The sequence below is a fragment of the Mycolicibacterium brumae genome, from assembly GCF_025215495.1.
GTDB lineage: Bacteria > Actinomycetota > Actinomycetes > Mycobacteriales > Mycobacteriaceae > Mycobacterium > Mycobacterium brumae.
The window spans coordinates 781,790-804,562 of the sequence record NZ_CP104302.1 but is presented as its reverse complement, the minus strand read 5'-3'; the positions used below and the strand labels follow the sequence as shown (position 1 = coordinate 804,562).

Genomic DNA, 22,773 nt, shown 5'->3' with positions numbered 1-22,773 from the left:
GGCGGTTCATCGCCGAACGCTGATTCACCGGCCTCGGGGAGGGGGCGAAGGGTTGGGCAAACACTCACCGCGCGAGGCGCTGGTCGCTTCGACGCAGTTGATGCCCGGGCAGGTCCGCAATCGCGGAGTGGTGGCCGGCACCGGCAGCCATCCCGGCGTTCCAGGGATCGGCGCGCTGGACCTCGGCGAGGTGGTTCGCACACCCGCCGGACGCCACCTGGCGATCTTCGGGGACTCCTTCACCGGGCACACCGTCTACGCGGGCACGCATTACCCGTCGGTGGCGGTGCCGGTTGTCTTGGATATCGACGGGCTCCCAACCTTCGGCACACCACTCAACGGGCCGAGCCACGATGCGCTCTTCCCGCGCCCGGCGCAGGCGGGGCTGACCAACACCCTGCCGTCGGGCAGCATCGAGATGCTCGACGGGACCACCTACATGCTGGTGGTGGGCGCCGTCGACCTGAACCCGGTCGGCGGGTCCTGGCTGGTGCGCGTGACCGACAATCCGACGGACGGGTGGACGCCGATCCCTGGTTCGTGGCGGCCGTGGGCGCCGAATTCCGTTCCCGGGCGGGCGAATCCGCATCCGGGCACGGCGGCTGCGAGTCACCCGACTCAGCTCAGCGGATACCAGGATCCCGACGGAATGGTGTACATCCTCGCCGACGCGTTCGACCGGTCCCGGCCCGTCACGATGTACCGGGTCGACGGCCCGCAGGTCGCCGATCGGGGCGCCTGGCAGCCGTGGGACGGCGCCGATTGGGGAGAGCCGGGTTCGGTCGCGACGTTCGCCGTCAGCCGCACGAACTTCGGGGAGTTGAGTTTTCGCCGCCTGGCCGGCCGCCCGGTGCTGTCCGGGTTCAATAGCGCCCGCGGGGTGTGGCAGGTCGAATTGCGGGTCGGTCGCGATCCCGTTCGGATCTTCAGCGACTGCGACCCGATGGTGGTCGCGCATAACGACCACGGCGCCGAACCGACGTCATTGCTGCAGCCCTACGGCGGCTACATTCTGCCCACGTCCACGTGTGAGAACGTGAATCTCTTTGTCAGCCAGTGGATCACGTCGAACAACTCGGCCTACCGGGTGGTGCAGTTTGCGGCTCGGCCTGGTCGACTGAGCTAGGTCAGGGCGTCCCCGCGAATCGACAGGCGACACCGCTGCGGTCTCTGCGGGCTCAGGGCGCGTCCCAAAGCTCCCGATAGAACCGGATCCGTTCGGCGTCGGGCGCCACTCCATACGCCTCAAAGAAGAGCTCGTCGTAGTTCCCGCCGAAGTTGAAGTCCCAGCTGATGCTCGCGGTGGCGATCGCCAGGTCCGCCCAGCGGTCTGCGACGCCGAGTCGGCTGAAGTCCACGTGCGCGGTGAACTGACCCTCGTTGTCCAGCAGGGTGTTCGGCACGCATGGGTCGCCATGGCAGACCACGAGCCGATCCGGTTCGGGCGTGCGCGTTCCCGGCGGGATCCAGGTGTCGCGGTAGCGACATTCGTCGACGGGGAGGGTGTCGTGCAGCCGTCGCAAACCGGTGGCGATTGCGCGCACAGCGGTTTCGGGCCGGTCGCGCCACCGCGGGTCGACGGCCGAGGTCGCGTCGATCGCCGCGGTGACCAGCCAGAGCCCGTCGACAGTGGCGCCGCAGTCGATGACCCTCGGGACTGGGACGTAACAGCCGGCCCAGCGGAGCTTTTCGGCTTCTCTGACCAGATCGACATCGCCGCACTGCGCGGCCGTCAATCCGGCGGTGGGCTGCCATTTGATGTAGCGCCCCCGAGCCTCGCCCAGCGTGCGAAAGGTGAGTCCGCCGAGCTCATTTCGCCACACGAGTTCGACCTCGGCGCCGCCGGCGAGGTCTCGGACCTGCCCGTGAAACGCCACGTCGTCGCCATCGGCCGAAACTGTCGATCCGCTCACCCGCGTCGCGGCAACGATCGCCGGGCCTGCAGCGCGATTCCCGGAACCGAGTTCGCCAGGTCCGCGCGACTGCGGGCGAATCCACGCAGCGCCTTGTAGCTCGCCCAGGCCTGCCGGGGCGACGGGATCTTCGGCACCCATGCCAGCTCCCAGTGGATGCCGTTGATCGGGTCATCGAAGAACACCCCGTAGTAACCGGGGGTGTACTGGGGGTAGTCCCGGGGCGGGTCCGTCACCGGAATCCCCTGGGCGACAAGGAAATCCCGGTGGAAGCGATCGACCTCCCGCCTGCTGCGCGCCCACAGCGCGATGTGATTGATGCCGACCGCCTGGTCGCTGTGCGTCAACTTCTCTCCGCTGCGCGCCGGCTGAATGCCGATGTAACTGTGCTGAGGAAAGTGGTTTCGCGTCATGTAGTAGACGGACTGGTACTCCATGTTCAGTGACGAGAAGCTGCTGTAGCCCAGCCAGCCGAGCATCGCGTCGTAGAACTTGAGCGACTCGTCGTAGGCCAGCACCGCGAACTCGACGTGACAGACTCCGCGCCAGCGCATCAGGCCCTCCGGTCAGCCGATCTTGGTCAGTTGGATCGGGAAGGCGGGCAGCAGCGGGCACTCGTAGGTGCCACTCAGGGTGTTCTCGTCGATCGCGGTGTTGCAACCGGCGTTGGTGACCCCGGTCCAGAGGCTGCCCTTGCGCGTCAGTTGGCCGTTGGCGCCGCCGTCGACGCTCACGCAATCCGGGCCGCAGGAGACGAACTGCCAGGTGAAGCCACCTTCCTGCAGCGCGTCACCCTGGACCGAGTAGGTTCCGCCGAGGGCATCGGCGTTGGCCGGGGCGGCGAACGCCATCGACGCGCCAGCCAGCGCCAGGGCGAGCCCGGCAAATCGAATCGATGTCATGTTGTTCCTCAGATCTTGGGCCCGACCCCGGTGATGCGCGGATCATATCCGCCGTTCCCAGCCCCCGGGGCGCATGACGACTTCGCAAGCTCGATGGCGTCTCGGACGCGACCCATGACGTGCGCGTGCAAGCGTAGTTTTAAGCCATGCCCAACGTGGCCGTTGCTCCTGAGTTCGTCGCGCCCCAGCCAGATCGGCGGCGGTGGCGTCGGCGAACCTGCACGTTCACCGCACGACGTTGTACTACCGACTCTCGCGCATCTCCGACGTGACCGGCCTGTACCTCCGATCCCGTCGTCCGTCCAGAAAGGGCCCACCGTGAAACGCACCATCCCCAAGCCGCACGACCTCGCCCCGCTGATGCGGTTCAAGAAGCCCCAGTTGAACGCCACCCGGCGCCGGCTGGACGCGGCTCTCACGATCGAGGACCTCCGCGCGATCGCCCGGCGCCGCACGCCCCGGGCCGCATTCGACTACACCGACGGCGCAGCCGAGGAGGAGTTGTCCATCGAGCGGGCGCGGCAGGCGTTCCGCGACATCGAGTTCCATCCCGCGATCCTTCGCGACGTCTCGAAGGTCGACACCTCGTGCGCCATCCTCGGCGGCCGATCGCAACTGCCGTTCGGCATCGCGCCCACCGGCTTCACCCGGATGATGCAGACCGAGGGCGAGTACGCCGGCGCCCGCGCCGCAGGCAGCGCCGGCATCCCGTTTTCGCTGTCCACCATGGGCACCGCCTCGATCGAGGATGTGAAGTCGGCAAACCCGCACGGCCGCAACTGGTTTCAGCTGTACATGTGGAAGGACCGCGATCGATCGATGGCCCTGGTCGAGCGCGCGGCGAAGGCCGGCTACGACACCATGCTGGTCACGGTCGACGTTCCCGTCGCGGGCGCCCGGCTCCGGGACAAACGCAACGGGATGTCCATCCCACCCGCGCTGACCGCGAAAACGGTGCTCAACGCCCTCCCGCGTCCGCAGTGGTGGATCGACTTCCTGACCACCGAGCCGCTGGCGTTCGCGTCGCTCGACCGGTGGTCCGGGACCGTCGCAGAACTGTTGGACACCATGTTCGACCCGACCGTGACGTTTGAGGACCTCGCCTGGATCAAGGAGCAGTGGCCCGGAAAGCTCGTGGTCAAGGGCATCCAGACGGTCGCCGACGCCAAGGCCGTGACCGACCTCGGCGTCGACGGCATCGTGCTGTCCAACCACGGTGGGCGTCAGCTGGACCGCGCCCCGATCCCGTTCCACCTGCTGCCGTCAGTGGTGAGCGAGGTCGGCGAGGACACCGAGATTCTCATCGACACCGGCATCATGTCGGGCGCCGACATCGTGGCCTCGGTCGCGCTGGGCGCCCGCTTCACGCTGATCGGACGCGCGTACCTCTACGGCCTCATGGCCGGCGGCGAGGCGGGTGTTCGCCGAGCGATCGAGATTCTCTCCGACCAGATCGAGCGCACCATGCGGCTGCTCGGGGTGACCTCACTCGACGAACTCACCCCCGAGCATGTGACCCAGCTCGAGCGGCTCACCCCGCGGGCGCGCTGACCCCTCGACGTCGCAACGGGAGGATTCAACGCCAGGGGTCGATCAGCGTGACCCCGGTGTGGTCGAAGTCCCTCACGTTCCTCGTCGCGCACGACGCTCCGCGCGCCAGGCAGATCGCGACAATTTGAGCATCTGCCATGGTGATCGGCAAACCAGCGCGTTCTCGCGCGACGAGCACGTCGGCATAGCGGTCGGCGGCGACATCGTCGAGCGGCAGCACCGCGCCGGCCTCCCGATAGGGCGCCACCGCAGCGTCGATGGCGGAGCTCAGCACCGATCTGCGGCGGCCATCCGGCAGCCGGCGCACCACCGCCACCAACTCCGCCAGCGTGATTGCGCTGATCCCGACGCCTCCGGTCAACGACTCCAGCCATGAGACGACGCGGGGATCAGGTCGCGCCCGCAGAGCTTCGGACACGACGTCGGTTCGCCGGGCGACGTTCCGGTCACCCGATGGTGTAGGTCATCCCCCGACCTCGGGCGGCGAGGTCGGCCATGAAGGAACGCGCATCCCGCAGATACTGCAGCGCGTACTCCACGTCGTCACTGCGCGTGGTCCCGAAGGGCGCCTCCGGACCCAGCCGCTCGGCGACCTCAGCGTCGCTGAGCTCGGCGATATCCGCGGCGGCCGCCGACACCTCCGCCGGGGTCAGCACCCGCACGAATGGCACGTAGTCCCCCCTTTTCGTCATGGTGGGGTGCCCGTCGAACATCCGGTGTGCCGGCCGGGCCGACTCCCCGAATTGCGGTCTGGTCACGCGTTCCAGGAGACTCCAGGCCTTGTCGAGGTAGAGCGTGTCGCGTTCGAAATCGTATTCCTCTTCCTCTTCCTCGAAACCGGCGTCGAGAACCCCGAGTGAGCCGGGCGCGAACCCCCATGGATCATCGCTGACCGCGGTGGCCGGACCCTCCACCGGCTCCGCTTCAGCTGCGTTGTTTGCGTGTGCGTAATACCGAATTCCCATGAGTCAAGCCTGATCACCGGGAGCGCCCGCCACCAGGCCGTCCCCGCATTCTGTGGATAACCGGCGAATACGCGGCTGAGTTGTCCACAGATTCCGACCCGATAAGCTAGAAGTGATGGCGCTCTTGCGCGTCGCTCGCGAGGGCGGCGTAGCGTCAATCCACATATATGACGGCGCCAGATCTCGAAGTCACACAAGTCTTGACGGCAAGCCCCGCAGCCGTCGCGTCAGCGTGGTCGAGCCCCGAGACCATCGAACAGTGGTGGGGCCCAGCAGGGTTCACCAGCACAGTTCGCGAGCTCCGATTCACCGACGGCGGTGTGCTCGACATCGTCATGCGATCCCCCGATGGCGCCGAATTCTCCAACGTGTACGACTTCCAAATTGTCGACCTGCCCTCAAGAATCGAATACGCGCACCGAGGATCCGTCGAGTGGGGCCTGTCCCCGTCGCGCACGGTCGTGCTCATCGCAAGCGATCCGCGCGACCCCAAGCTGACCAGGGTGTCGTGGCTGTCCTACTACGCGACCGATGAAGACCGGCGAAAGCACCTCGAGGAATCCCACGCCGAAGCCGGCGCCCGCGAACTACTCGGGAGGCTCGAATCGGTGGCCGCCTCCCTGGATCGACGTGCCGTCACCGATAAGCGTCACGACGATGTCGAACGTCAATGACCCGGACGACGACGACGTTCTCATGAATCTCGTAGACGACCCGGAAATCCCCACGCCGCGCTGACCAGCGGCCGGCCAACTCGTCGCGCAGGCACTTGCCGACCCGATGCGGGTTCTCGGCGAGCGGGCCACGAATGAACTCCCAGCAAGCCGCGGCGACAACCTCGGGAAGCTCCTCGGACAGACTTCGCCGAGCGCGTCGAGTCAGTTCGACCCGGTAGGTCATGAACCGATGATGCCCTTCGCGCGGAGTTCGGCTTCCACCTCGTCAAGCGGGTAGACCCGGCCGGCCGCGATATCGGCGTCCGCCTCGCGGAGGGCGTCCATCGCTTCTCGATCACCGAGAATTTCGAGGGTCTCCATGAGGGAGTCGTAGTCGTCGGCGCTGATCAGCACGGCGGCGCGGCGCCCATTCTTGGTGACCTCGACCCGCTGATGCGTGCGCACGGCTTCGTCCACCAATTTGGACAGGTTGGCTCGCACCTCGGCAATCGGCAACGTGGTCATGTACAAAATTCTAGCGCGATAATCGCGAGCGCCGCGGCAGTAGGCGAACGAGGTCAATCACGGATTGCTGATCGCGCCGAGGCGCAGGGCGGATCACGGACCCAGAAGGGCGAGCGGCACCACTCCGTCAATAACGCTACACGTTAAACCGGAACTCGACCACGTCCCCGTCGGCCATCACGTAGTCCTTGCCCTCCATCCGGACCTTGCCGGCGGCCTTGGCGGCGGCCATCGATCCGGATTCCTTGAGGTCGTCGAAGGAGACCACCTCGGCCTTGATGAAGCCTTTCTCGAAGTCGGAGTGGATCACCCCGGCCGCCTTGGGCGCGGTGTCGCCCTGGTGGATGGTCCATGCGCGGGCCTCCTTGGGCCCGGCGGTCAGATAGGTCTGCAGCGCCAAGGTGTGGAAGCCGGCGCGGGCCAGCGCGTCCAAGCCACGCTCGGTCTGACCGATCGACTCCAGCAGCTCCAGCGCGGACTCGTCGTCCAGTTCGGCGAGCTCGGCCTCGATCTTGGCGTCCAGGAACACCGCGTCGGCGGGGGCGACCAGTTCGCGCAGCTCGGTGATCTTCGCCTCATCGCCGAGCACCGACTCGTCGGCGTTGAACACGTACAGGAACGGCTTGGTGGTCAGCAGGTTCAGCTCGCGCAGCGCCGCGGTGTCCACGGACTTGCCCGCCGCGAACAGCGTCTTGCCGGTGTCCAGCACCGTCTGCGCAGCCAGCGCGGCGTCGAGGATCGGCTTGCGCTCCTTGTTGTTGCGGGCCTCCTTCTCCAGCCGCGGCACCGCCTTCTCCAGGGTCTGCATATCGGCCAGGATCAGCTCGGTTTCGATGACCTCGATGTCCGAGCGGGGGTCGACCCGACCGTCGACGTGCACCACGTCGTCGTCAGAGAAGACCCGGACCACCTGGCAGATCGCGTCGCACTCCCGGATGTTGGCCAGGAACTTGTTCCCCAGGCCCGCGCCTTCGGAGGCGCCCTTGACGATGCCGGCGATGTCGACGAAGCGCACCGGGGCGGGCAGGATCCGCTGCGACCCGAATATCTCGGCCAGCACATTCAGCCGCGGATCGGGCAGCGACACCATGCCCTCGTTGGGCTCGATGGTCGCAAACGGGTAGTTGGCCGCCAGCACGTCATTGTTCGTCAGGGCGTTGAACAACGTCGATTTCCCGACGTTCGGCAGGCCGACGATTCCCAGGTTCAGGCTCACGGGTGTAAGAGTCTATGCCGTCGTCGGCGCCACCAGCCCCGCCGCGGTCCGACGCGTGGCCGACCATGCCATCGGCTGCGAGTAACAGCAGTTAGGGTCTACCCATGTCCGCGCAGCGATCAGGGCCGCCCATTGCGCCCGAAGACGCCGCCGCGCACCCCGGAATTCTGGGCGTGCCGTGGTGGGGCGCGATCGTCATCGCGGTCGGAGCGACGCTGGTCGGAATCACTTTCGACGGCCTGGTCGACGGCTCGAACCTGACGACCATGTTCTCGGCGATGTACTTCTCCGGGTGTCTGGCCGCGGTGCTCGCGGTGCGGCGATCCGGGCTGTTCACCGCCGTGGTGCAACCGCCGCTGATCCTCTTCGTCGCGGTGCCCACCGCGTACTACGTCTTCCACCACGCCGATATCAACGGCCTGAAGGACATCCTGATCAACTGCGGATACCCGCTGATCGAACGCTTCCTGCTGATGTTCGGCACCGCGGTGGTGGTGCTGCTCATCGGCATCGCCCGCTGGGCGCTAACACCAGCGCACGCCACCGAGGACGGCGAGCCCGCCGAGCCGTCGGGCGCCGTCGCGGAGTTCGGCGCCGCGGCGGGCGCCAAGATCGCCGCGCTGCTCGGCGCGGCGGGCGCGGCCATCGGCAAGGCCTTCACGTCCATTCGCGGGGACGGCGAGGACGACGAGACGCCGGCTCGACCCAAACGCGCCAGCCGGGCGACCGCTGAGTCGCAGCGGCGTCGCGGCGCCGAGCGACCGGCGCGCTCCCGGCACAACCGGCCCGGCGCCGAGGAGACCGGCGAGGAACCGCGTCGCCGGCGCCGCTACGCCGACGACGAGCCGGGCTACGAGCCGCGCCGCCGCCGTCCCGCCGCCGGCCCCGACGGATACGAGGGCGCCGCCGAACCACGTCGTCGCGCGCCCCGGGACGCCGATCCGCGGGCGCCGCGCCACGTCGTCGACCACGAGGGTTATCAGCCCCGCCGCCGGCCCCCCGCCGACGGGGCGCGTCGGCCGGCCGCCGAGGACGGGCGTCGCAGCCGCGGCGAGTACCGTCGTCCGGCCCCGGAGGGGTACCGCCCCCGCGAGGGGTATCGGCCCGCGCCGGAGGGGTACCGCCCGCCGGAGGGCTACCGGCCCGGCGAGGGCCGTCGCAGCCGCGCGGACTCTCCCGAGCCCGGTCAGGGCCGCCGTCGCGCGGCCGAGGCCCAGGGTGAGCCACGTCGGCGCCCCAATCCGTACCTGGAAGGCGAGCCGCCGCGCCGTCGGCCGGCGCCGCAGCCCGGGGAGAACCACCATCCGGTGTCGCGGGTGCGTTACCGCGGCGACGGTGAGGACCCCGATGTCGACCCCCGGCCACGCCGGGCGCGGCACAGCCGCGAGCAGTAGCGCGTCTTTCGCCCGCCCGAACAGGTCAGGTCAGGTCAGCGGCGGGCGGCGCGGATCTCGCGCGGCAACGAGAACACCAGCGTTTCGTTGGCGGTCGTCACCGGCTGCACGGTGTTGAAGCCGTACTCGGCGAGCCGGTCCAACACCCCGCGGACCAGGATCTCGGGCACCGAGGCGCCCGAGGTCACGCCGATGGAGACCACCCCGTCGAGCCAAGCCGGATCGATGTCCTCGGCGTAGTCGACCAGGTAGGACGTCCGCGCTCCGGCATTCAACGCCACCTCGACCAGTCGAACCGAATTCGACGAGTTGCGCGAGCCCACCACGATCACCAGATCGCACTCCGGCGCCATCGCCTTGACCGCGACCTGCCGGTTCTGGGTGGCGTAGCAGATGTCGTCGCTCGGCGGATCCTGCAGCGTCGGGAACTTCTCGCGCAGTCGACGCACCGTCTCCATGGTTTCGTCGACGCTCAGCGTGGTCTGGGACAACCAGATCACCTTGTTCTCGTCGCGGACGGTCACGTTGTCGACGGCGTCCGGATTGTCGACGACCTGCACGTGGTCGGGCGCTTCCCCGGCGGTGCCGACGACCTCCTCGTGGCCCTCGTGGCCGATCAGCAGGATGTCGTAGTCGTCGCGCGCGAAGCGCTTGGCCTCGTTGTGCACCTTGGTGACCAGCGGGCAGGTCGCGTCGATGACCTTCAGGTCACGCTCGGCGGCGTCCTCGTGCACCGTCGGCGCGACGCCGTGCGCGGAGAACACCACGGTCGCGCCCTCGGGCACCTCATCGCACTCGTCGACGAAAATCGCGCCGGCGCGGGCCAGGGTCTCCACCACGTGCCGGTTGTGCACGATCTCGTGGCGCACATAGACAGGCGCGCCGAACTTCTCCAGCGCCCGTTCCACCGATTCGACGGCGCGATCCACCCCGGCGCAGTACCCGCGCGGCTCGGCCAGCAGCACCCGTTTGCCCTCCACGGGGGTGGCCACCGCCCGCGAGGCGCCGGGAATCCCCATGTTCACAGTTGGCGGCATGTCCTCCAGGGTACTTTCCCCAGCCCAACCAGCACCACCGAGAGCGACGGCGGCAGCTGACCGCCGTATACGCTGAAGGCCATGAGTAGCGCACCATATGGCGTTCGACTGCTGGTCGGAGTGGCCGTCACCGCCGTCGACGAGACCAAGAAGCTCCCCCAGACGATCCTGATGGCCCCGATGACCCTGGCCAGCCAGCTGGCGCAGCTGGTCATGAAGCTGCAGCAGGATCTGGCCGATTTCGTCATCCGCGGTGACGCCACCCTGGAGGCGCTGTTCCCGCCCACCGACGAGCAGGCCGAGTGGGCGGTCTTCGACGAGGACGATTCGCCCGCGAGCGCCCCGGCGGAGCCCGCCGAGCCGCGCACCGAGGGCCGCTTCGCGCTGTACTCGGTCTCCGGTGAGGACGCCGCGGCGGCCGCCCGCGCCGAGCGGTCCGCCACCGCCGCGCCCGCCGACCGCACCGCCCCGCCGGTGGCCGTCGAGATCGACTACGACGAGCTGACCCTGGCGCAGCTGCGCTCGCGGCTGCAGTCGCTGAGCGTCGACGAGCTTGAGCAGTTGCTGAACTACGAGGAGGCCGGCAAGGCCCGCGCCCCGTTCCAGACTCTGCTGGCCAACAGGATCACCCGCGCCTCCGCGAAGTGAGCGCACCCGCACCGGGCAGTCCGGGCCAGTCTCCGGAGAACCCGTTCCCGGTGCGCGCCGTGTCGACCCGGGTCGCCGCCTGGATCGACAAGCTGGGCAGCGTGTGGGTGGAGGGCCAGATCGCCCAGCTGAGCATCCGCCCCAACACCCGGACCGCGTTCATCACGCTGCGTGATCCGGCGGCGGATATGTCGCTGACGCTGACCTGCCCGCGCGAGCTGGTGGCCGGCGCCGCGGTCCCGGTGACCGAAGGCGCCCGGGTGCTGGTCTGCGGCAAACCTAACTTTTTCACCGGGCGTGGCACATTCTCATTGCGGGTCAACGAGATTCGCCCGGTCGGGATCGGCGAGTTGCTGGCCCGTATCGACCGGTTGCGCCGACTGCTGGACGCCGAGGGTCTGTTCGACCCGCGTCTGAAGCGGCCGCTGCCCTTCCTGCCGTCGGTGGTGGGCCTGATCACCGGGCGCGCCAGCGCCGCCGAACACGACGTCGTCGCGGTCGCCGGCGGCCGCTGGCCGGCGGTGCGCTTCGAGATCCGCAACACCGCGGTGCAGGGTCCGACCGCGGTCGCCCAGATCGTCTCCGCCCTGGTCGAACTCGACGCCGACCCCGCTGTCGAGGTGATCGTGCTGGCCCGCGGCGGCGGCAGCGTCGAGGACCTGCTGCCGTTCTCCGACGAGACGCTGTGCCGGGCGATCGCCGCGTGCGTCACCCCGATCGTCAGCGCCGTCGGCCACGAACCGGACAACCCGCTGTGCGACCTGGTCGCCGACCTGCGCGCCGCCACCCCGACCGACGCGGCCAAACGCATCGTCCCGGACGCCGCCGCCGAACGCGCGCTGGTGGTCGACCTGCGCCGCCGCAGTGTGCGGGCGCTGCGGCAGTGGGTGGAGCGTGAGCAGCGGACACTCACCGGGTTGCGCACCCGCCCGGTGCTGGCCGATCCGCTGGCGTCGCTGTCCGCCCGCGGTGAGGAGATCGGCCGGTCGCGGCGCGCCCTGCGTCGCGACATCACCCGGCTCATCGACGCGGAATCCGAACGGGTGGGCCACCTTTCGGCCCGACTGTCCACCCTCGGGCCGGCCGCGACGCTGGCTCGCGGGTACGCGGTGGTGACCGCGGGAGATCGGGTGCTGCGCTCGGTGGCCGACGCGCCGGCCGGGACGTCGCTGCGGATCCGGGTGAACGACGGGTCGGTCGCGGCCCGCAGCGACGGCGTTCCTCAGACCTCGGAGAACGGAGCAGACCATGGCCAATGAGCCCACCCCCGTCAGCGAACTCGGTTACGAGGCCGCCCGCGACGAACTGATCGAGGTGGTCAGCACCCTGGAGCGCGGCGGGCTGAGCCTGGACGACTCGCTGGCGCTGTGGGAGCGCGGCGAGGCGCTGGCCAAGCGGTGCGACGAGCAGTTGGCGGGAGCCCGCCGCCGGGTCGAGGACACTCTGGCAGGCGCCGCCGAGCAGGACTGAGCGGGTCGGCGACGATAGGGTCGGCCTCATGTTGCAGACGTTCACCGGCTCGCAGCGCCGCGCGCTGGCGGTGCTGACCGTCATCGCGTTGTTGTTCGGCGCGTACTTCCTGCGTAGCTACCTGGTGTTGATGGCCATCGCCGCGGTGCTCGCCTACCTGTTCACGCCGAACTACGAATGGTTCCGCCGACGGTTCAATGTGGGCATCTCGGCGACCGGCACGTTTCTCACCGCGACGGCGATGGTGCTGGTGCCGATCTCGCTGGTGGTCACCCTCGCGGTGATGCAGATCGGCCAGATGGTCACCGGCATCAACCACTGGATGTCCAACACCGACCTCAACGAGCTCGGCCGACGCGTGCTGGCCTCGGTGAACGAGGCGCTGCAGCGGGTTCCGTTCATGGAAATGCAGCTCACCCCAGAGGGCGTGCGCGCCGCGATCACCAAGGTGGCTCAGCACGCCGGCGAGTTCACCCTGGGGTTCGCCCAGTCCTCGGTGGGCAGCGTCGCGATGATGGTGACCGCCGCCGTCATCTTCCTGTACGTGTTCCTGGCGCTGCTGACCAACGGCGACAAGGTGATCGAACTGTTCCGCGACCTCAATCCGCTGGGCCGCGAGGTGTCGGATCTGTATCTGGCCAAGGTCGGCGCGATGGTCACCGCGACGGTCCGCGGCCAGTTGATCATCGCGGTCTGCCAGGGTGTCGCCGCGGCCATCTCGATCTATATCGCCGGCATCCACTCCGGCTTCTTCATGTTCGTCATCTTCTTGACGGCGCTGTCGTTCATCCCGCTGGGCGCGGGCATCGTCACCATCCCGCTGGGCATCGGCATGGCGCTGTTCGGCAACATTCCCGGCGGCGTGTTCGTCGTGCTGTTCCACATCCTGGTGGTCACCAACATCGACAATGTGCTGCGGCCGTTCCTGGTCCCCAAGAGCGCGCACCTGCATCCGGCGCTGATGCTGATCGCGGTGTTCGCCGGGCTGCAGATGTTCGGTTTCTGGGGCATCGTGCTCGGGCCGGTGCTGATGATCATCATCGTGACCACCATCAACATGTACCGGATGGTCTACCGCGGGGTGGAGATGGACATCGGCGTCGAGGACGCCGACGACGACCCCTCCGACAAGTCCGCAGGCGGCTTGTGGGGCCGGGCGTGGAACTGGGTGGCCAACAAGTTCGGGTTGAAGTCCGACGACGCTGCGGATTCGTTCGCCGACGTCGCCCCGGAGGTGGAGGCGGCCGACGCCAATCTTCCCGACGCCGAGCCGTCGGGCGTTAAGCCGTCGGGCGCCAAGCCGTCGAGCGCCGAGCCGTCGAGCCCCGAGCCGTCGGACGTGGCTAAGCCGTCGGAGTAGACAGCCGCGCGCGAAGGAACTCGACCACCCGGACCCGAGCCTGATAAGTCGGATGATCGGGCCGGTCGACGACCTGATCGGTCAGCACCGAATGCGCGAACCGGTTGATGCCGTCCGGGTTGCCCGGCGCCGAGTTGATCTCGATCACCTCGAACGCGTCGCCGAGGCGATTCTTGAGCGTGGTGAACCGTTCCCGCGGGGCCATCGCGTCCTCGGAGAAACGCAACCCCAACGCACATAGGCCGTCCTCATCGACCCGCCGCTTCACCTCGGTCAGCTCCAGCTCCGACATGCCGGGATCGCGCCTGGCAGCCAGCGTGAGCGCGATGGGCAGCGACGGTTGGCTAAGCACCGGGGCGAGCACCGCGTCGTCGACGGCGGCGGCCAGCGCGAACCCGCCGGTGAAACACATGCCGATCACCCCGACGCCCGGGCCAGGGGTCTGCTCGTTGAGGTCGCGGGCCAGCGCGCGCAGATAGTCGGTGACGGGGCGCTTCTTGTTGAGCGCGAACGCGGCGAATTCCTTGGTGACGCAGCCGCTGGCCAGCGCCATCAGGCTGCCGGCGCTGACCGCCGGAGCTCCCGGGGTCCCGAACAGCGACGGCATGACCACGGTGAAACCGTTGGCGACCAGGTGATTGCCCAGTTCCAGCACGCCCGGATGAATGCCGGGCATCTCCGGAATCAGCACCACACCGGGGCCGGAACCCTTGCGGTAGACATCGTGGGTGAACCCGCCCGCGGTGAACGGTTCACAGGTCCATCCGGCGAACTGCGCCTTGGTTTCAGCCATCGATTCAGATCCTCCGGTTCGTTGTCGCTGCGGGTGGGCCGTCGGTGGGCTCGGCGAGGCTCAGCGGGTGGTCGGCAACGGCGGCTGGCTCTGCACAGCCTTGGCCAGGGTGCGGAACTCCTCCGGGTTGCCGGCGCCGGTGATCGCGACCTGCGTCGCGGCCCCGTCGGGTCCGGCGAGGCGGGCGGCCCACACCGCTTCCTCGGTCCCCGCGCCCTGGTAGACGATCCAGGTGATCCCATCGATGTCCTGCGTGCCGGTAGGGAACACGTCGGGCTGGATCGAGGCGACGAGTTTGTCCTCGTCGGCGCTACTCTGGGTGACGCTCATGTAGACCCCGCGGGGGGTGATGTAGCCGACCCGCGACAGTCGGGCGCGCACCCGCTCACCGGTCTTGGGGTCGACGGTCCCGGAGTCGATGCCGTCGCGGGCCCCGGAGTTGGGCTGCCAGTCGTCGGGAACCTTCGGAAGCCGGACCGGGAATTCCATGATGCGGGCGTCGTCGTGCAGCGCCGCCGACGCGTCATAGCTGGGCACGTCGCCCGGCTCCGGCCCGGTCGGCTGGAACGCGCAGCGTCCCATCACGCCGGCCAGCACGATGCACGCGATGACCAGCGGCGCCATCGACCAGAACATGTCCCGGCCGTCTTGCAGCAGCCGATTCTTGGCCGGTTTGGGCGCCGGGCCGGCCTCGGCGTACCTGACCTGATCGGCACCGCGGTCCTCCGCGGACGGTTCCTGGGGCGGCGTGCTCACCCCTTCAGTATCCAGAGGCGCGCCCGACCGCCGGGATCCAGGGCCGACGTCGCGGCATGCGGGTTCTGGCCCAGCCACCCGCGTCGGGCGCCGTAATGAAACAATCGGCGCATGAGCGACTCGGCGTCCACCTCCCCTGCCCCCACCAAGCGGCGCGAGGCGCCCGACCGCAACCTGGCCCTTGAGCTGGTCCGGGTCACCGAGGCCGGAGCCATGGCCGCCGGCCGCTGGGTCGGCCGCGGCGACAAGGAGGGCGGCGACGGCGCCGCCGTGGACGCCATGCGCCAGCTGGTCAACTCGGTGTCCATGAACGGCGTGGTGGTCATCGGCGAGGGCGAGAAGGACAACGCCCCGATGCTCTACAACGGCGAAGAGGTCGGCAACGGCGACGGCCCGAACTGCGACTTCGCCGTCGACCCGGTCGATGGCACCACCCTGATGGCCAAGGGCATGCCGAACGCCATCTCGGTGCTGGCCGTCGCCGAGCGCGGCGCGATGTTCGACCCGTCGGCGGTGTTCTACATGAACAAGATCGCCGCCGGCCCCGACGTCGCGGACTTCATCGACATCACCTCCCCGATCGCGGCGAACATCCAGCGCATCGCGAAGGTGCGCAAGGCGTCGGTGTCCGACGTGACGGTGTGTGTGCTGGACCGGCCGCGGCACGCCAAGCTGATGTCCGAGGTTCGCGCCGCCGGCGCCCGGATCCGGCTGATCTCCGACGGCGACGTCGCCGGAGCGATCTCCACCTGTCGCCCGGAATCCGGCACCGACCTGCTGGTCGGCATCGGCGGCACCCCGGAGGGCATCATCGCCGCCGCCGCCATCCGCTGTATGGGCGGCGAGATCCAGGCCACCCTGGCGCCGACCGATGATGAGGAGCGCCAGCGCGCCATCGACCGCGGCCACGACCTGGACCGCGTGCTCAACACCAAGGACCTGGTCTCCGGCGAGAACGTCTTCTTCTGCGCGACCGGCGTCACCGACGGCGACCTGCTCAAGGGTGTCCGGTTCTTCGGCGGCGGCTGCACCACGCAATCGATCGTGATGCGCTCCAAGTCCGGCACCGTCCGGATGATCGACGCCTACCACCGGCTGTCCAAGCTCAACGAGTACTCGGCCGTCGACTTCACCGGCGACAACAGCGCTGCGGCGCCGCTGCCCTGAGTTATCGGGTTAGCTTTTCGATAGCACCCCCTTCCTGCACTACGTCCACCTTCCCACCCACCACCGACAACTCCGAAGGACAACGATGACCGACGGCGAATACCGCATCGAGCACGACACCATGGGCGAGGTCCGGGTTCCGGCCAAGGCGCTGTGGCGGGCCCAGACCCAACGCGCCGTGGAGAACTTCCCGATCTCCGGACGCGGCCTGGAGCGCACCCAGATCCGGGCGCTCGGACTGCTCAAGGGCGCCTGCGCACAGGTGAACAAGGACCTCGGCCTGCTGGCCCCGGAGAAGGCGGACGCCATCATCTCCGCGGCCGCCGAGATCGCCGACGGCCTGCACGACGACCAGTTCCCCATCGACGTGTTCCAGACCGGCTCGGGCACCAGCTCGAACATGAACACCAATGAGGTCATCGCCTCGATCTGCGCGGCCAACGGCGTCACGGTGCACCCGAACGACGACGTCAACATGTCGCAGTCCTCGAACGACACCTTCCCCACCGCCACCCACATCGCGGCGACCGAAGCCGCTGTGCGCCACCTGATTCCGGCGCTGGAGGTGCTGCACGAGTCGCTGGCCGTCAAGGCCAAGCAGTGGCGCACCACCGTGAAGTCCGGCCGCACCCACCTGATGGACGCCGTCCCGGTCACCCTCGGGCAGGAGTTCGGCGGCTACGCGCGGCAGGTCGAAGCCGGCATCGAGCGGGTCAAGGCCTGTCTGCCGCGGCTCGGCGAACTGGCCATCGGCGGCACCGCCGTCGGCACCGGCCTGAACGCCCCGGATGGCTTCGGCCCCAAGGTCGTCGAGGTGCTGCGCGCCGAGACCGGCATCGCCGAACTGCGCCCGGCCGTCGACGCCTTCGAGGCTCAGGCGGCCCGCGACGGACTGGTGGAGGCATCCGGGGCGCTGAAGACCATCGCCGCCTCACTGACCAAGATCGCCAACGATGTGCGCTGGATGGGCTCGGGCCCGCTGACCGGCCTCGGTGAGATCCAGCTGCCGGACCTGCAGCCGGGCTCCTCGATCATGCCGGGCAAGGTCAACCCTGTGCTGCCCGAAGCGGTCACCCAGGTCGCCGCACAGGTGATCGGCAACGACGCCGCGGTCACCGTCGGCGGCCTGTCGGGCGCCTTCGAGCTCAACGTCTACATCCCGATGATGGCCCGCAACGTGCTGGAGTCCTTCACGCTGCTGTCGAACGTGTCGAAGTTGTTCGCCACCAAGTGCATTGACGGACTGGTGGCCAACGAGGATCACCTGCGCACGTTGGCCGAGTCCTCGCCGTCCATCGTGACCCCGCTGAACTCCGCGATCGGCTACGAGGAGGCCGCCAAGGTCGCCAAGGAAGCGCTCAAGGAGAAGAAGACCATCCGGCAGACCGTGATCGACCGCGGCCTGATCGGTGACAAGCTCTCCGAGGAGGAATTGGACCGCCGCCTGGACGTGCTGGCCATGGCCAAGGTGCGCGACGGGGAGTAATCGCCACCTGTTTTCGCGGGAATCCGGCGCAGACTGAACGGCGGGTCCGAGGGTCACCCTCCGACCCGCCGTTGTCGTTGGTCGGGCCGTTCCTACCTTGTCGCCTGGCACCCGCAAACATAGGATTGTGATGATGGATTTCCTGGACGCAATCGACGAGTTGGCCCGACGGGGCGCCACGCTGTCCAGGGACGAGCCCGACTACGGCGGCGAGTCCGCGCTGACGTTCCTCAGCGCCTTGGCAGTTGCGGAGAACGGTGGCGTCGAGGGTGCCGGCGAGCCCTTAGACTCGGCGTAGTCGTTTGCGGGAGGGGCGGGTTTTGCCGGAGGAACAGGTGTTCGGCCGGTACCGGCTGCGCGGGTTGCTCGGGGCGGGCGGGATGGGCCAGGTCTACCGGGCCTACGACACCACGCTGCACCGCCTACACCACCCTGTGGCGCTACAACTCTGACGGCCACGGCCCAAACGACACGTACGGCGTCCTCGCGATCATCGACCTCAACACCAACATCATCACCGGCGTCGTCAAGGTCGGCTGGAATCCACGGGACGTCGTCGTCGACCCCACCACCCACACCGTCTACGTCGCCAACTTCGGCGACGGCACCATCGCGGTCATCAATCGTCCGGGCTGACAAGCCTGCCGACAAAAGTTGGCGCCTGCCGGACGTCCGAACTCGAAATAGGCTTTTCTGCAAGGGTTTCGGTCCAGGTGGGAGGCACCGATGCTGAGGTCGGTTTCGCCATTGCTCGCCGCCGCGATGCTGTGCTCAGGGTGCTGGGTGAACTCCCCCGCACACCCTACGGACATCTGGCAGTTGGCCGACGCTCTCGTCGCGCTCGTCCCGCCCAGTGAGCAGAGCTTCGCCAGACTGGTCGGCGCACCGCTCACCGAGAACGGCCCGTACCGAATGGAAGGCGGGCCCGTGGAACTCAGCCCGTCACTGAAGATCACCGACTCGGTGATCGCCTTGCACCGTGATCAATGGTCGTTTGCGACCGTCGGCGTCGAACCCGAACCGTGTCACACCGCCGACGACGTCAAGGCCCACTATCCCACCGCCGTCGTCAAGTACACCCCCCATGGCCACTCGCCGGAAGAGTCGTTCATCTGGTCGACGACCTACGACTGGGGCGAGTTGTGGCTCGCCATCCGGGAGAAGGACCGCTGCCTCATCGGGGTGTCCATCCGATCATCGGCGGAGATTTCGCGGTAGCCCGGTTATCCACAGGACGCGCCCGGCTGAATACCGCTGACCCGCCGGAGCGGCGACGATCCGTCAATGAACCCTCATCTGCGGGCGCTGTTCGCCGCTGGCGATGGTGTGGCCACCATCCAGGACATCCAAGCGACGCTGTCCCGCCGCGAGATCCGGCGGATGCTGCGCAATCACCAGCTCACGAAGGTCCTGCCCGGGATCTACGCGCTGGGGACGCCAGATAAGCGCACGCTGCTCAGCGCGCTCGACCTGCATTGCGGGGAGGCCGTCGTCGTCTGCATGTCCACTGCGGCGGCGGTCTTCGGGTTCAACACCGAATCCAACGCTGTGTTGCATGTGCTCGATCCTGAACGGCACCGGCTCCACCCCACGCCCTGGCTCGCCGTCCACCGGCGCGACGGCGCCCCGGTGATCGAGTGCCGCGGTCGCCCGGTCACTGAACCAGTATGGACGGCCATCGAAGTGGCGCGGTCATTGTCGCGGCCACGAGCACTGGCCACCCTCGACGCGGCGCTGAGCAGCGGGACGTGCGACCGCGCCGGGCTGGAAGCCGCCGCCCAAGCGCAGCGCGGACGTCGCGGGATCGCCGCCGTTCGAAAGCTCATCGCGCTGGCAAGCCCGCTGGCCGAATCACCCATGGAGAGCGAGGCGCGGCTGGCCATGATCGACGGCGGGCTCACGGGTTTCGTCGAGCAGCACAAGATGATCGACCGCGACGGCAGGGAATGGCGGGTGGACTTCGCCTGGCCGGAGTTCAAGCTCGCGATCGAGTACGACGGCTTCGACTACCACAAGTCCCCCACAGACCTCGCTCGCGATCGCGAGAAGGACAACGCGCTGCGGGAAGCCGGCTGGACGGTCCTACACATCACCGCCGACGACGTGCGCCGCCACCCCGAGGTGATGCTCCGCCGGATCCGCCAGCATCTGGTGGCCGCAGCTGCGTAGTCCACACGCCAGCGGCCGGTCCCTGTGTGGAAACCCTCCGCGAGCGCCACTTTTTGCACGAGCGCCGGTTTTCGCACACCCCTTCCTGGGCTTTCACGTACCAGAAGCGGCGCTCGTGCAAAAAGTGGCGCTCGCGGAGGTACGACGCCTCCTCACGACGGAATGACGCCTCCTCGCGACGGGTGGCACGAGCCGGCGTACACAAGTGAGCGCCCGCGGGGAAGTGGCCCCGCGAGCGCTCGACTTGGTACAGCTGCGGGTCCGCAGATGGAAGCCGCGGAACCGCAGTCGGCAGGTGGAACCCCTACGGCAACGCCGCGGGGCTGATCTCCTCCAGCATCTCGGTGACCAGCGCCGCGATCGGCGAACGCTCCGAACGCATCAGGGTGATGTGGGCGAACAAGGGATGGCCCTTGAGCTTCTCGATCACCGCGGCGACGCCGTCGTGGCGGCCCACTCGCAGGTTGTCACGCTGGGCGACGTCGTGGGTGAGCACCACCCGTGAGCCGGCGCCCAGGCGGGACAGCACTGTCAGCAGCACGTTGCGCTCCAGCGACTGCGCCTCGTCGACGATCACGAACGAGTCGTGCAGGGAACGGCCGCGGATGTGGGTCAGCGGCAGCACCTCGAGCATCCCGCGGGAGGCCACCTCGTCCAACACCTCCGGGCTGGCCAGCCCCTCGAGGGTGTCGAAGACGGCTTGCGCCCAGGGGCCCATCTTCTCGCTCTCGCTGCCGGGCAGGTAGCCGAGTTCCTGACCGCCGACGGCGTACAGCGGCCGGAACACCACGACCTTGCGCTGGGTGCGGCGTTCCAGCACGGCCTCCAGACCTGCGCACAGTGCAAGGGCGGACTTCCCCGTACCAGCCTTGCCACCGAGCGACACGATGCCGACCGACTCATCCAGAAGCAGATCCAGCGCGACGCGCTGTTCGGCGGAGCGTCCACGCAGCCCGAAGACCTCTCGGTCACCGCGCACCAGCTGCACCTTCTTGTCGGCGTTCACCCGGCCCAGCGCGGACGAACTACCGCTCAGCAGTCGAACGCCGGTGTGGCACGGCAGATCTCGGGCCTCCATGAGGTCCAGCTCGCCCTCGGCGAACAGCCGCGAGATGTCGTCGGAGGCGATATCGAGCTCGGCCATCCCGGTCCAGCCGGAGGTGACGACTTCCTGGGCCCGGTACTCGTCGGCGTCCAGCCCGACCGCGCCGGCCTTGACCCGAAGCGGGATGTCCTTGCTGACCAGGGTCACCTGCTTGCCCTCGGCGGCCAGATTGGCCGCGCAGCACAGGATGCGAGAGTCATTGGTGTCATTGCGGAATCCGGCCGGCAGCACCGCGGGGTCCTGGTGGTTGAGCTCGACGTGCAGGGTGCCGCCGTCGGCGCCGATCGGGATCGGCTGGTCCAGCCGGCCGTGTTCCAGGCGCAGATCGTCGAACAGGCGCAGCGCCTGCCGGGCGAACCAACCCAGTTCGTGGTGATGTCGTTTGGCTTCCAGTTCGCTGATCACAACCAGAGGAACGACTACTTCGTGCTCGGCGAACCGAGTGATGGCCCAGGGATCCGACAGCAGGACCGACGTGTCGAGCACATAGGTCTTGACGGCTTCTCGGGGCGGTTTCTTGCGCGCAGGTCCGAACTTTCCAGAACCCAACGACGGCGAAACGGTCACGTGGCGCTCCTCGACCCCCGCGGTCCCGCGAAGGCAATTTCGGCGGGCGCAGCGGCATCAGGACCGGGACCGGTCCTGCCGTCGTAACGGGAGGTGCCGCCCGGATAGCAGAGCGTGTCGCTAGCCATCGAAGCCGACGCTACTCCCGCGCGTTCACCTTCGCGCGGCAGGCGCGCCGCAGCCGAAATCGGGGGTTTTCAGCAGTTCCGCGGTGGAAACCCGCCGGACACTAGGCGTTAACGAACTCGGCGAATTCGGCGCGATCGGACAGGCCCCAGGCCGCGATCCGGTCGCCGACGACCTTGCGCAGGGTCTCGTCGTTGGAGATGCCGGCGGCGGCCACATTGGCCCGCTTCTCCTCGTACTTCTTGATGTCCCAGCCGAGGATCTGGAGTTCGGCGGCCCGGGCGCCGATCGCGGCGATGGTCTCGTCGGTGTGGTGCTCCAGCAGGTACTCCACGATGTTGGACCAGGCCAGCTCGTGCCGCTCGGCGTCGTAGGCGACCTTCTCCATCAGCGACTTGAGGATGGGCTCCTCGGTCTGCTCGGCCAGATTCCGGCTGTAGGACAGCCGCAGGGCCTCGTAGAACGCCATGTAGACGATGGTCTCGATCTGGCTGAAGTGGCCGGCGCGGTAGCCGGTGTTCATCACGTGATCGATGCGGACTTCTTCGTTGGCGTTGGCGTCGCAGTTGCGCGTCACCATCAGGTAGTTGCGCAGGGTGATCGCGTGCAGGTGCTCCTCGGCGGTCCAGCGGCCGATCCAGTGGCCCCACGCGCCCTCGAGGATGAAGTGCTCGACGAGCTCCCGGTGGTAGCCGGCCAGGTTGTCCTTGTCGATCAGCATGATCTCGACGGCGTCGACGATGTGCTGCGGGAGGGTCTGCTGAGAGGGCTCCCAGTCCACGCCATCGAGCATGGCGAAATTGCGACCTTCGTCCCACGGGACGTAGTCGTGGCCGAACCACTCGACGTGGGTCTCGCAGTGCCGGTCGTATTCCTTGCCGACGATGGGGTCGAGCTCCAGCGTCAGCTCATTCGCAACGGGGAAGACAGCCATGGAAGTAACTGTAACCCGAGTTCACATGTTCTT

28 protein-coding genes are annotated in these 22,773 nt (G+C 68.2%); 15 read left to right on the top strand and 13 right to left on the bottom strand.

Annotated features, from left to right (window positions below; genetic code table 11):
* The first annotated feature begins 52 nt into the window (after window positions 1-52).
* Window positions 53-1,126, top strand: coding sequence for a DUF4185 domain-containing protein (locus L2Z93_RS04160; protein WP_090589266.1), 1,074 nt, complete (start codon window positions 53-55; stop codon window positions 1,124-1,126).
* A gap of 52 nt (window positions 1,127-1,178) precedes the next feature.
* On the opposite strand, the gene L2Z93_RS04155 is transcribed toward L2Z93_RS04160, so the two are convergent.
* From L2Z93_RS04155 to L2Z93_RS04145, 3 genes are read right to left on the bottom strand one after another with little or no spacing between them, the layout of a single operon-like run.
* Complete coding sequence (locus L2Z93_RS04155) at window positions 1,179-1,913, bottom strand: aminoglycoside 3'-phosphotransferase (RefSeq protein ID WP_090589265.1); 735 nt, start codon at window positions 1,911-1,913, stop codon at window positions 1,179-1,181.
* Complete coding sequence (locus tag L2Z93_RS04150) at window positions 1,910-2,467, bottom strand: VOC family protein (protein ID WP_090589264.1); 558 nt, start codon at window positions 2,465-2,467, stop codon at window positions 1,910-1,912. The genes L2Z93_RS04155 and L2Z93_RS04150 overlap by 4 nt, the downstream gene beginning before the upstream one ends.
* A 12-nt stretch (window positions 2,468-2,479) precedes the next feature.
* Window positions 2,480-2,815: a hypothetical protein gene (locus L2Z93_RS04145; protein WP_128111804.1), complete on the bottom strand. Its 336-nt coding sequence runs from the start codon at window positions 2,813-2,815 to the stop codon at window positions 2,480-2,482.
* Window positions 2,816-3,017: 202 nt separating this feature from the next.
* Here L2Z93_RS04145 and L2Z93_RS19415 point away from each other — a divergent pair, with 202 nt between their 5' ends.
* Window positions 3,018-3,137 carry a helix-turn-helix domain-containing protein gene (locus tag L2Z93_RS19415; protein WP_090589262.1) on the top strand — a complete coding sequence of 40 codons (120 nt, stop codon included), beginning with the start codon at window positions 3,018-3,020 and terminating at the stop codon, window positions 3,135-3,137.
* A gap of 38 nt (window positions 3,138-3,175) precedes the next feature.
* Window positions 3,176-4,366, top strand: a complete 1,191-nt coding sequence (locus L2Z93_RS04140) for an alpha-hydroxy acid oxidase (RefSeq protein ID WP_090589362.1) — start codon at window positions 3,176-3,178, stop codon at window positions 4,364-4,366.
* 25 nt (window positions 4,367-4,391) lie between these two features.
* On the opposite strand, the gene L2Z93_RS04135 is transcribed toward L2Z93_RS04140, so the two are convergent.
* Complete coding sequence (locus L2Z93_RS04135) at window positions 4,392-4,784, bottom strand: type II toxin-antitoxin system VapC family toxin (RefSeq protein ID WP_090589261.1); 393 nt, start codon at window positions 4,782-4,784, stop codon at window positions 4,392-4,394.
* 28 nt (window positions 4,785-4,812) lie between these two features.
* Window positions 4,813-5,280 carry a DUF1877 family protein gene (locus L2Z93_RS04130; protein WP_162561929.1) on the bottom strand — a complete coding sequence of 156 codons (468 nt, stop codon included), beginning with the start codon at window positions 5,278-5,280 and terminating at the stop codon, window positions 4,813-4,815.
* 218 nt (window positions 5,281-5,498) lie between these two features.
* On the opposite strand from L2Z93_RS04130, the gene L2Z93_RS04125 reads away from it, so the two are divergent.
* Window positions 5,499-6,005, top strand: coding sequence for an SRPBCC domain-containing protein (locus L2Z93_RS04125; protein WP_090589259.1), 507 nt, complete (start codon window positions 5,499-5,501; stop codon window positions 6,003-6,005).
* Here the strand turns inward: L2Z93_RS04125 and L2Z93_RS04120 are convergent.
* From L2Z93_RS04120 to ychF, 3 genes are all read right to left on the bottom strand, one after another.
* Entirely contained in the window at window positions 5,968-6,231 is a 264-nt protein-coding gene (locus tag L2Z93_RS04120; RefSeq protein ID WP_090589258.1) for a type II toxin-antitoxin system RelE family toxin, read from the bottom strand. The two genes, L2Z93_RS04125 and L2Z93_RS04120, sit on opposite strands and share 38 nt — an antisense overlap.
* Window positions 6,228-6,512 carry a type II toxin-antitoxin system Phd/YefM family antitoxin gene (locus tag L2Z93_RS04115; RefSeq protein WP_090589257.1) on the bottom strand — a complete coding sequence of 95 codons (285 nt, stop codon included), beginning with the start codon at window positions 6,510-6,512 and terminating at the stop codon, window positions 6,228-6,230. The genes L2Z93_RS04120 and L2Z93_RS04115 overlap by 4 nt, the downstream gene beginning before the upstream one ends.
* Window positions 6,513-6,648: 136 nt before the next feature.
* Complete coding sequence (ychF, locus tag L2Z93_RS04110; protein WP_090589256.1) at window positions 6,649-7,728, bottom strand: redox-regulated ATPase YchF; 1,080 nt, start codon at window positions 7,726-7,728, stop codon at window positions 6,649-6,651.
* Between the two features lie 104 nt (window positions 7,729-7,832).
* On the opposite strand from ychF, the gene L2Z93_RS04105 reads away from it, so the two are divergent.
* Window positions 7,833-9,122, top strand: coding sequence for a DUF6542 domain-containing protein (locus L2Z93_RS04105; RefSeq protein ID WP_090589255.1), 1,290 nt, complete (start codon window positions 7,833-7,835; stop codon window positions 9,120-9,122).
* 35 nt (window positions 9,123-9,157) lie between these two features.
* Here the strand turns inward: L2Z93_RS04105 and L2Z93_RS04100 are convergent, their stop codons facing one another.
* Window positions 9,158-10,159 (bottom strand): 4-hydroxy-3-methylbut-2-enyl diphosphate reductase, encoded by a 1,002-nt coding sequence (locus tag L2Z93_RS04100; protein WP_090589254.1) that lies wholly within the window; start codon window positions 10,157-10,159, stop codon window positions 9,158-9,160.
* An 81-nt stretch (window positions 10,160-10,240) separates the two neighbouring features.
* On the opposite strand from L2Z93_RS04100, the gene L2Z93_RS04095 reads away from it, so the two are divergent.
* From L2Z93_RS04095 to L2Z93_RS04080, 4 genes are read left to right on the top strand one after another with little or no spacing between them, the layout of a single operon-like run.
* On the top strand, window positions 10,241-10,807 hold the full coding sequence (locus L2Z93_RS04095; RefSeq protein WP_090589253.1) for a lipid droplet-associated protein: 567 nt from the start codon (window positions 10,241-10,243) through the stop codon (window positions 10,805-10,807).
* Window positions 10,804-12,066 (top strand): exodeoxyribonuclease VII large subunit, encoded by a 1,263-nt coding sequence (xseA, locus tag L2Z93_RS04090; protein WP_090589252.1) that lies wholly within the window; start codon window positions 10,804-10,806, stop codon window positions 12,064-12,066. The genes L2Z93_RS04095 and xseA overlap by 4 nt, the downstream gene beginning before the upstream one ends.
* Window positions 12,056-12,277, top strand: coding sequence for an exodeoxyribonuclease VII small subunit (locus L2Z93_RS04085; protein WP_090589251.1), 222 nt, complete (start codon window positions 12,056-12,058; stop codon window positions 12,275-12,277). The genes xseA and L2Z93_RS04085 overlap by 11 nt, the downstream gene beginning before the upstream one ends.
* Window positions 12,278-12,305: 28 nt before the next feature.
* Window positions 12,306-13,637, top strand: coding sequence for an AI-2E family transporter (locus L2Z93_RS04080; RefSeq protein ID WP_090589250.1), 1,332 nt, complete (start codon window positions 12,306-12,308; stop codon window positions 13,635-13,637).
* On the opposite strand, the gene L2Z93_RS04075 is transcribed toward L2Z93_RS04080, so the two are convergent.
* Both L2Z93_RS04075 and L2Z93_RS04070 read right to left on the bottom strand, forming a co-directional pair.
* The gene (locus L2Z93_RS04075) at window positions 13,621-14,430 is read right to left on the bottom strand and encodes a dienelactone hydrolase family protein (protein ID WP_090589249.1); all 810 of its coding nucleotides are present in this window, start codon (window positions 14,428-14,430) and stop codon (window positions 13,621-13,623) included. The two genes, L2Z93_RS04080 and L2Z93_RS04075, sit on opposite strands and share 17 nt — an antisense overlap.
* 60 nt (window positions 14,431-14,490) lie before the next feature.
* Window positions 14,491-15,186 carry a DUF4245 domain-containing protein gene (locus tag L2Z93_RS04070; RefSeq protein WP_090589248.1) on the bottom strand — a complete coding sequence of 232 codons (696 nt, stop codon included), beginning with the start codon at window positions 15,184-15,186 and terminating at the stop codon, window positions 14,491-14,493.
* 111 nt (window positions 15,187-15,297) lie between these two features.
* Between L2Z93_RS04070 and glpX the strand changes: the two genes are divergently transcribed.
* The 6 genes from glpX (at window position 15,298) to L2Z93_RS04040 (ending at window position 20,008) form a co-directional block, all read left to right on the top strand.
* A complete protein-coding gene (glpX, locus tag L2Z93_RS04065) occupies window positions 15,298-16,353 on the top strand; it encodes a class II fructose-bisphosphatase (protein WP_090589247.1) in 1,056 nt (351 codons plus the stop codon).
* An 85-nt stretch (window positions 16,354-16,438) separates the two neighbouring features.
* The gene (locus L2Z93_RS04060; RefSeq protein WP_090589246.1) at window positions 16,439-17,839 is read left to right on the top strand and encodes a class II fumarate hydratase; all 1,401 of its coding nucleotides are present in this window, start codon (window positions 16,439-16,441) and stop codon (window positions 17,837-17,839) included.
* 130 nt (window positions 17,840-17,969) lie between these two features.
* A complete protein-coding gene (locus L2Z93_RS04055; RefSeq protein WP_162561928.1) occupies window positions 17,970-18,137 on the top strand; it encodes a hypothetical protein in 168 nt (55 codons plus the stop codon).
* Between the two features lie 22 nt (window positions 18,138-18,159).
* Complete coding sequence (locus L2Z93_RS04050) at window positions 18,160-18,291, top strand: hypothetical protein (RefSeq protein WP_260575705.1); 132 nt, start codon at window positions 18,160-18,162, stop codon at window positions 18,289-18,291.
* Window positions 18,292-18,622: 331 nt separating this feature from the next.
* Entirely contained in the window at window positions 18,623-19,057 is a 435-nt protein-coding gene (locus L2Z93_RS04045; protein WP_128111803.1) for a hypothetical protein, read from the top strand.
* Between the two features lie 66 nt (window positions 19,058-19,123).
* On the top strand, window positions 19,124-20,008 hold the full coding sequence (locus L2Z93_RS04040) for a type IV toxin-antitoxin system AbiEi family antitoxin domain-containing protein (protein WP_090589244.1): 885 nt from the start codon (window positions 19,124-19,126) through the stop codon (window positions 20,006-20,008).
* Between the two features lie 304 nt (window positions 20,009-20,312).
* On the opposite strand, the gene L2Z93_RS04035 is transcribed toward L2Z93_RS04040, so the two are convergent.
* Entirely contained in the window at window positions 20,313-21,662 is a 1,350-nt protein-coding gene (locus L2Z93_RS04035) for an RNA 5'-3' helicase PhoH2 (RefSeq protein WP_090589360.1), read from the bottom strand.
* A 247-nt stretch (window positions 21,663-21,909) separates the two neighbouring features.
* Window positions 21,910-22,740 (bottom strand): acyl-ACP desaturase, encoded by an 831-nt coding sequence (locus tag L2Z93_RS04030; protein WP_090589242.1) that lies wholly within the window; start codon window positions 22,738-22,740, stop codon window positions 21,910-21,912.
* Between the last annotated feature and the right edge of the window lie 33 nt (window positions 22,741-22,773).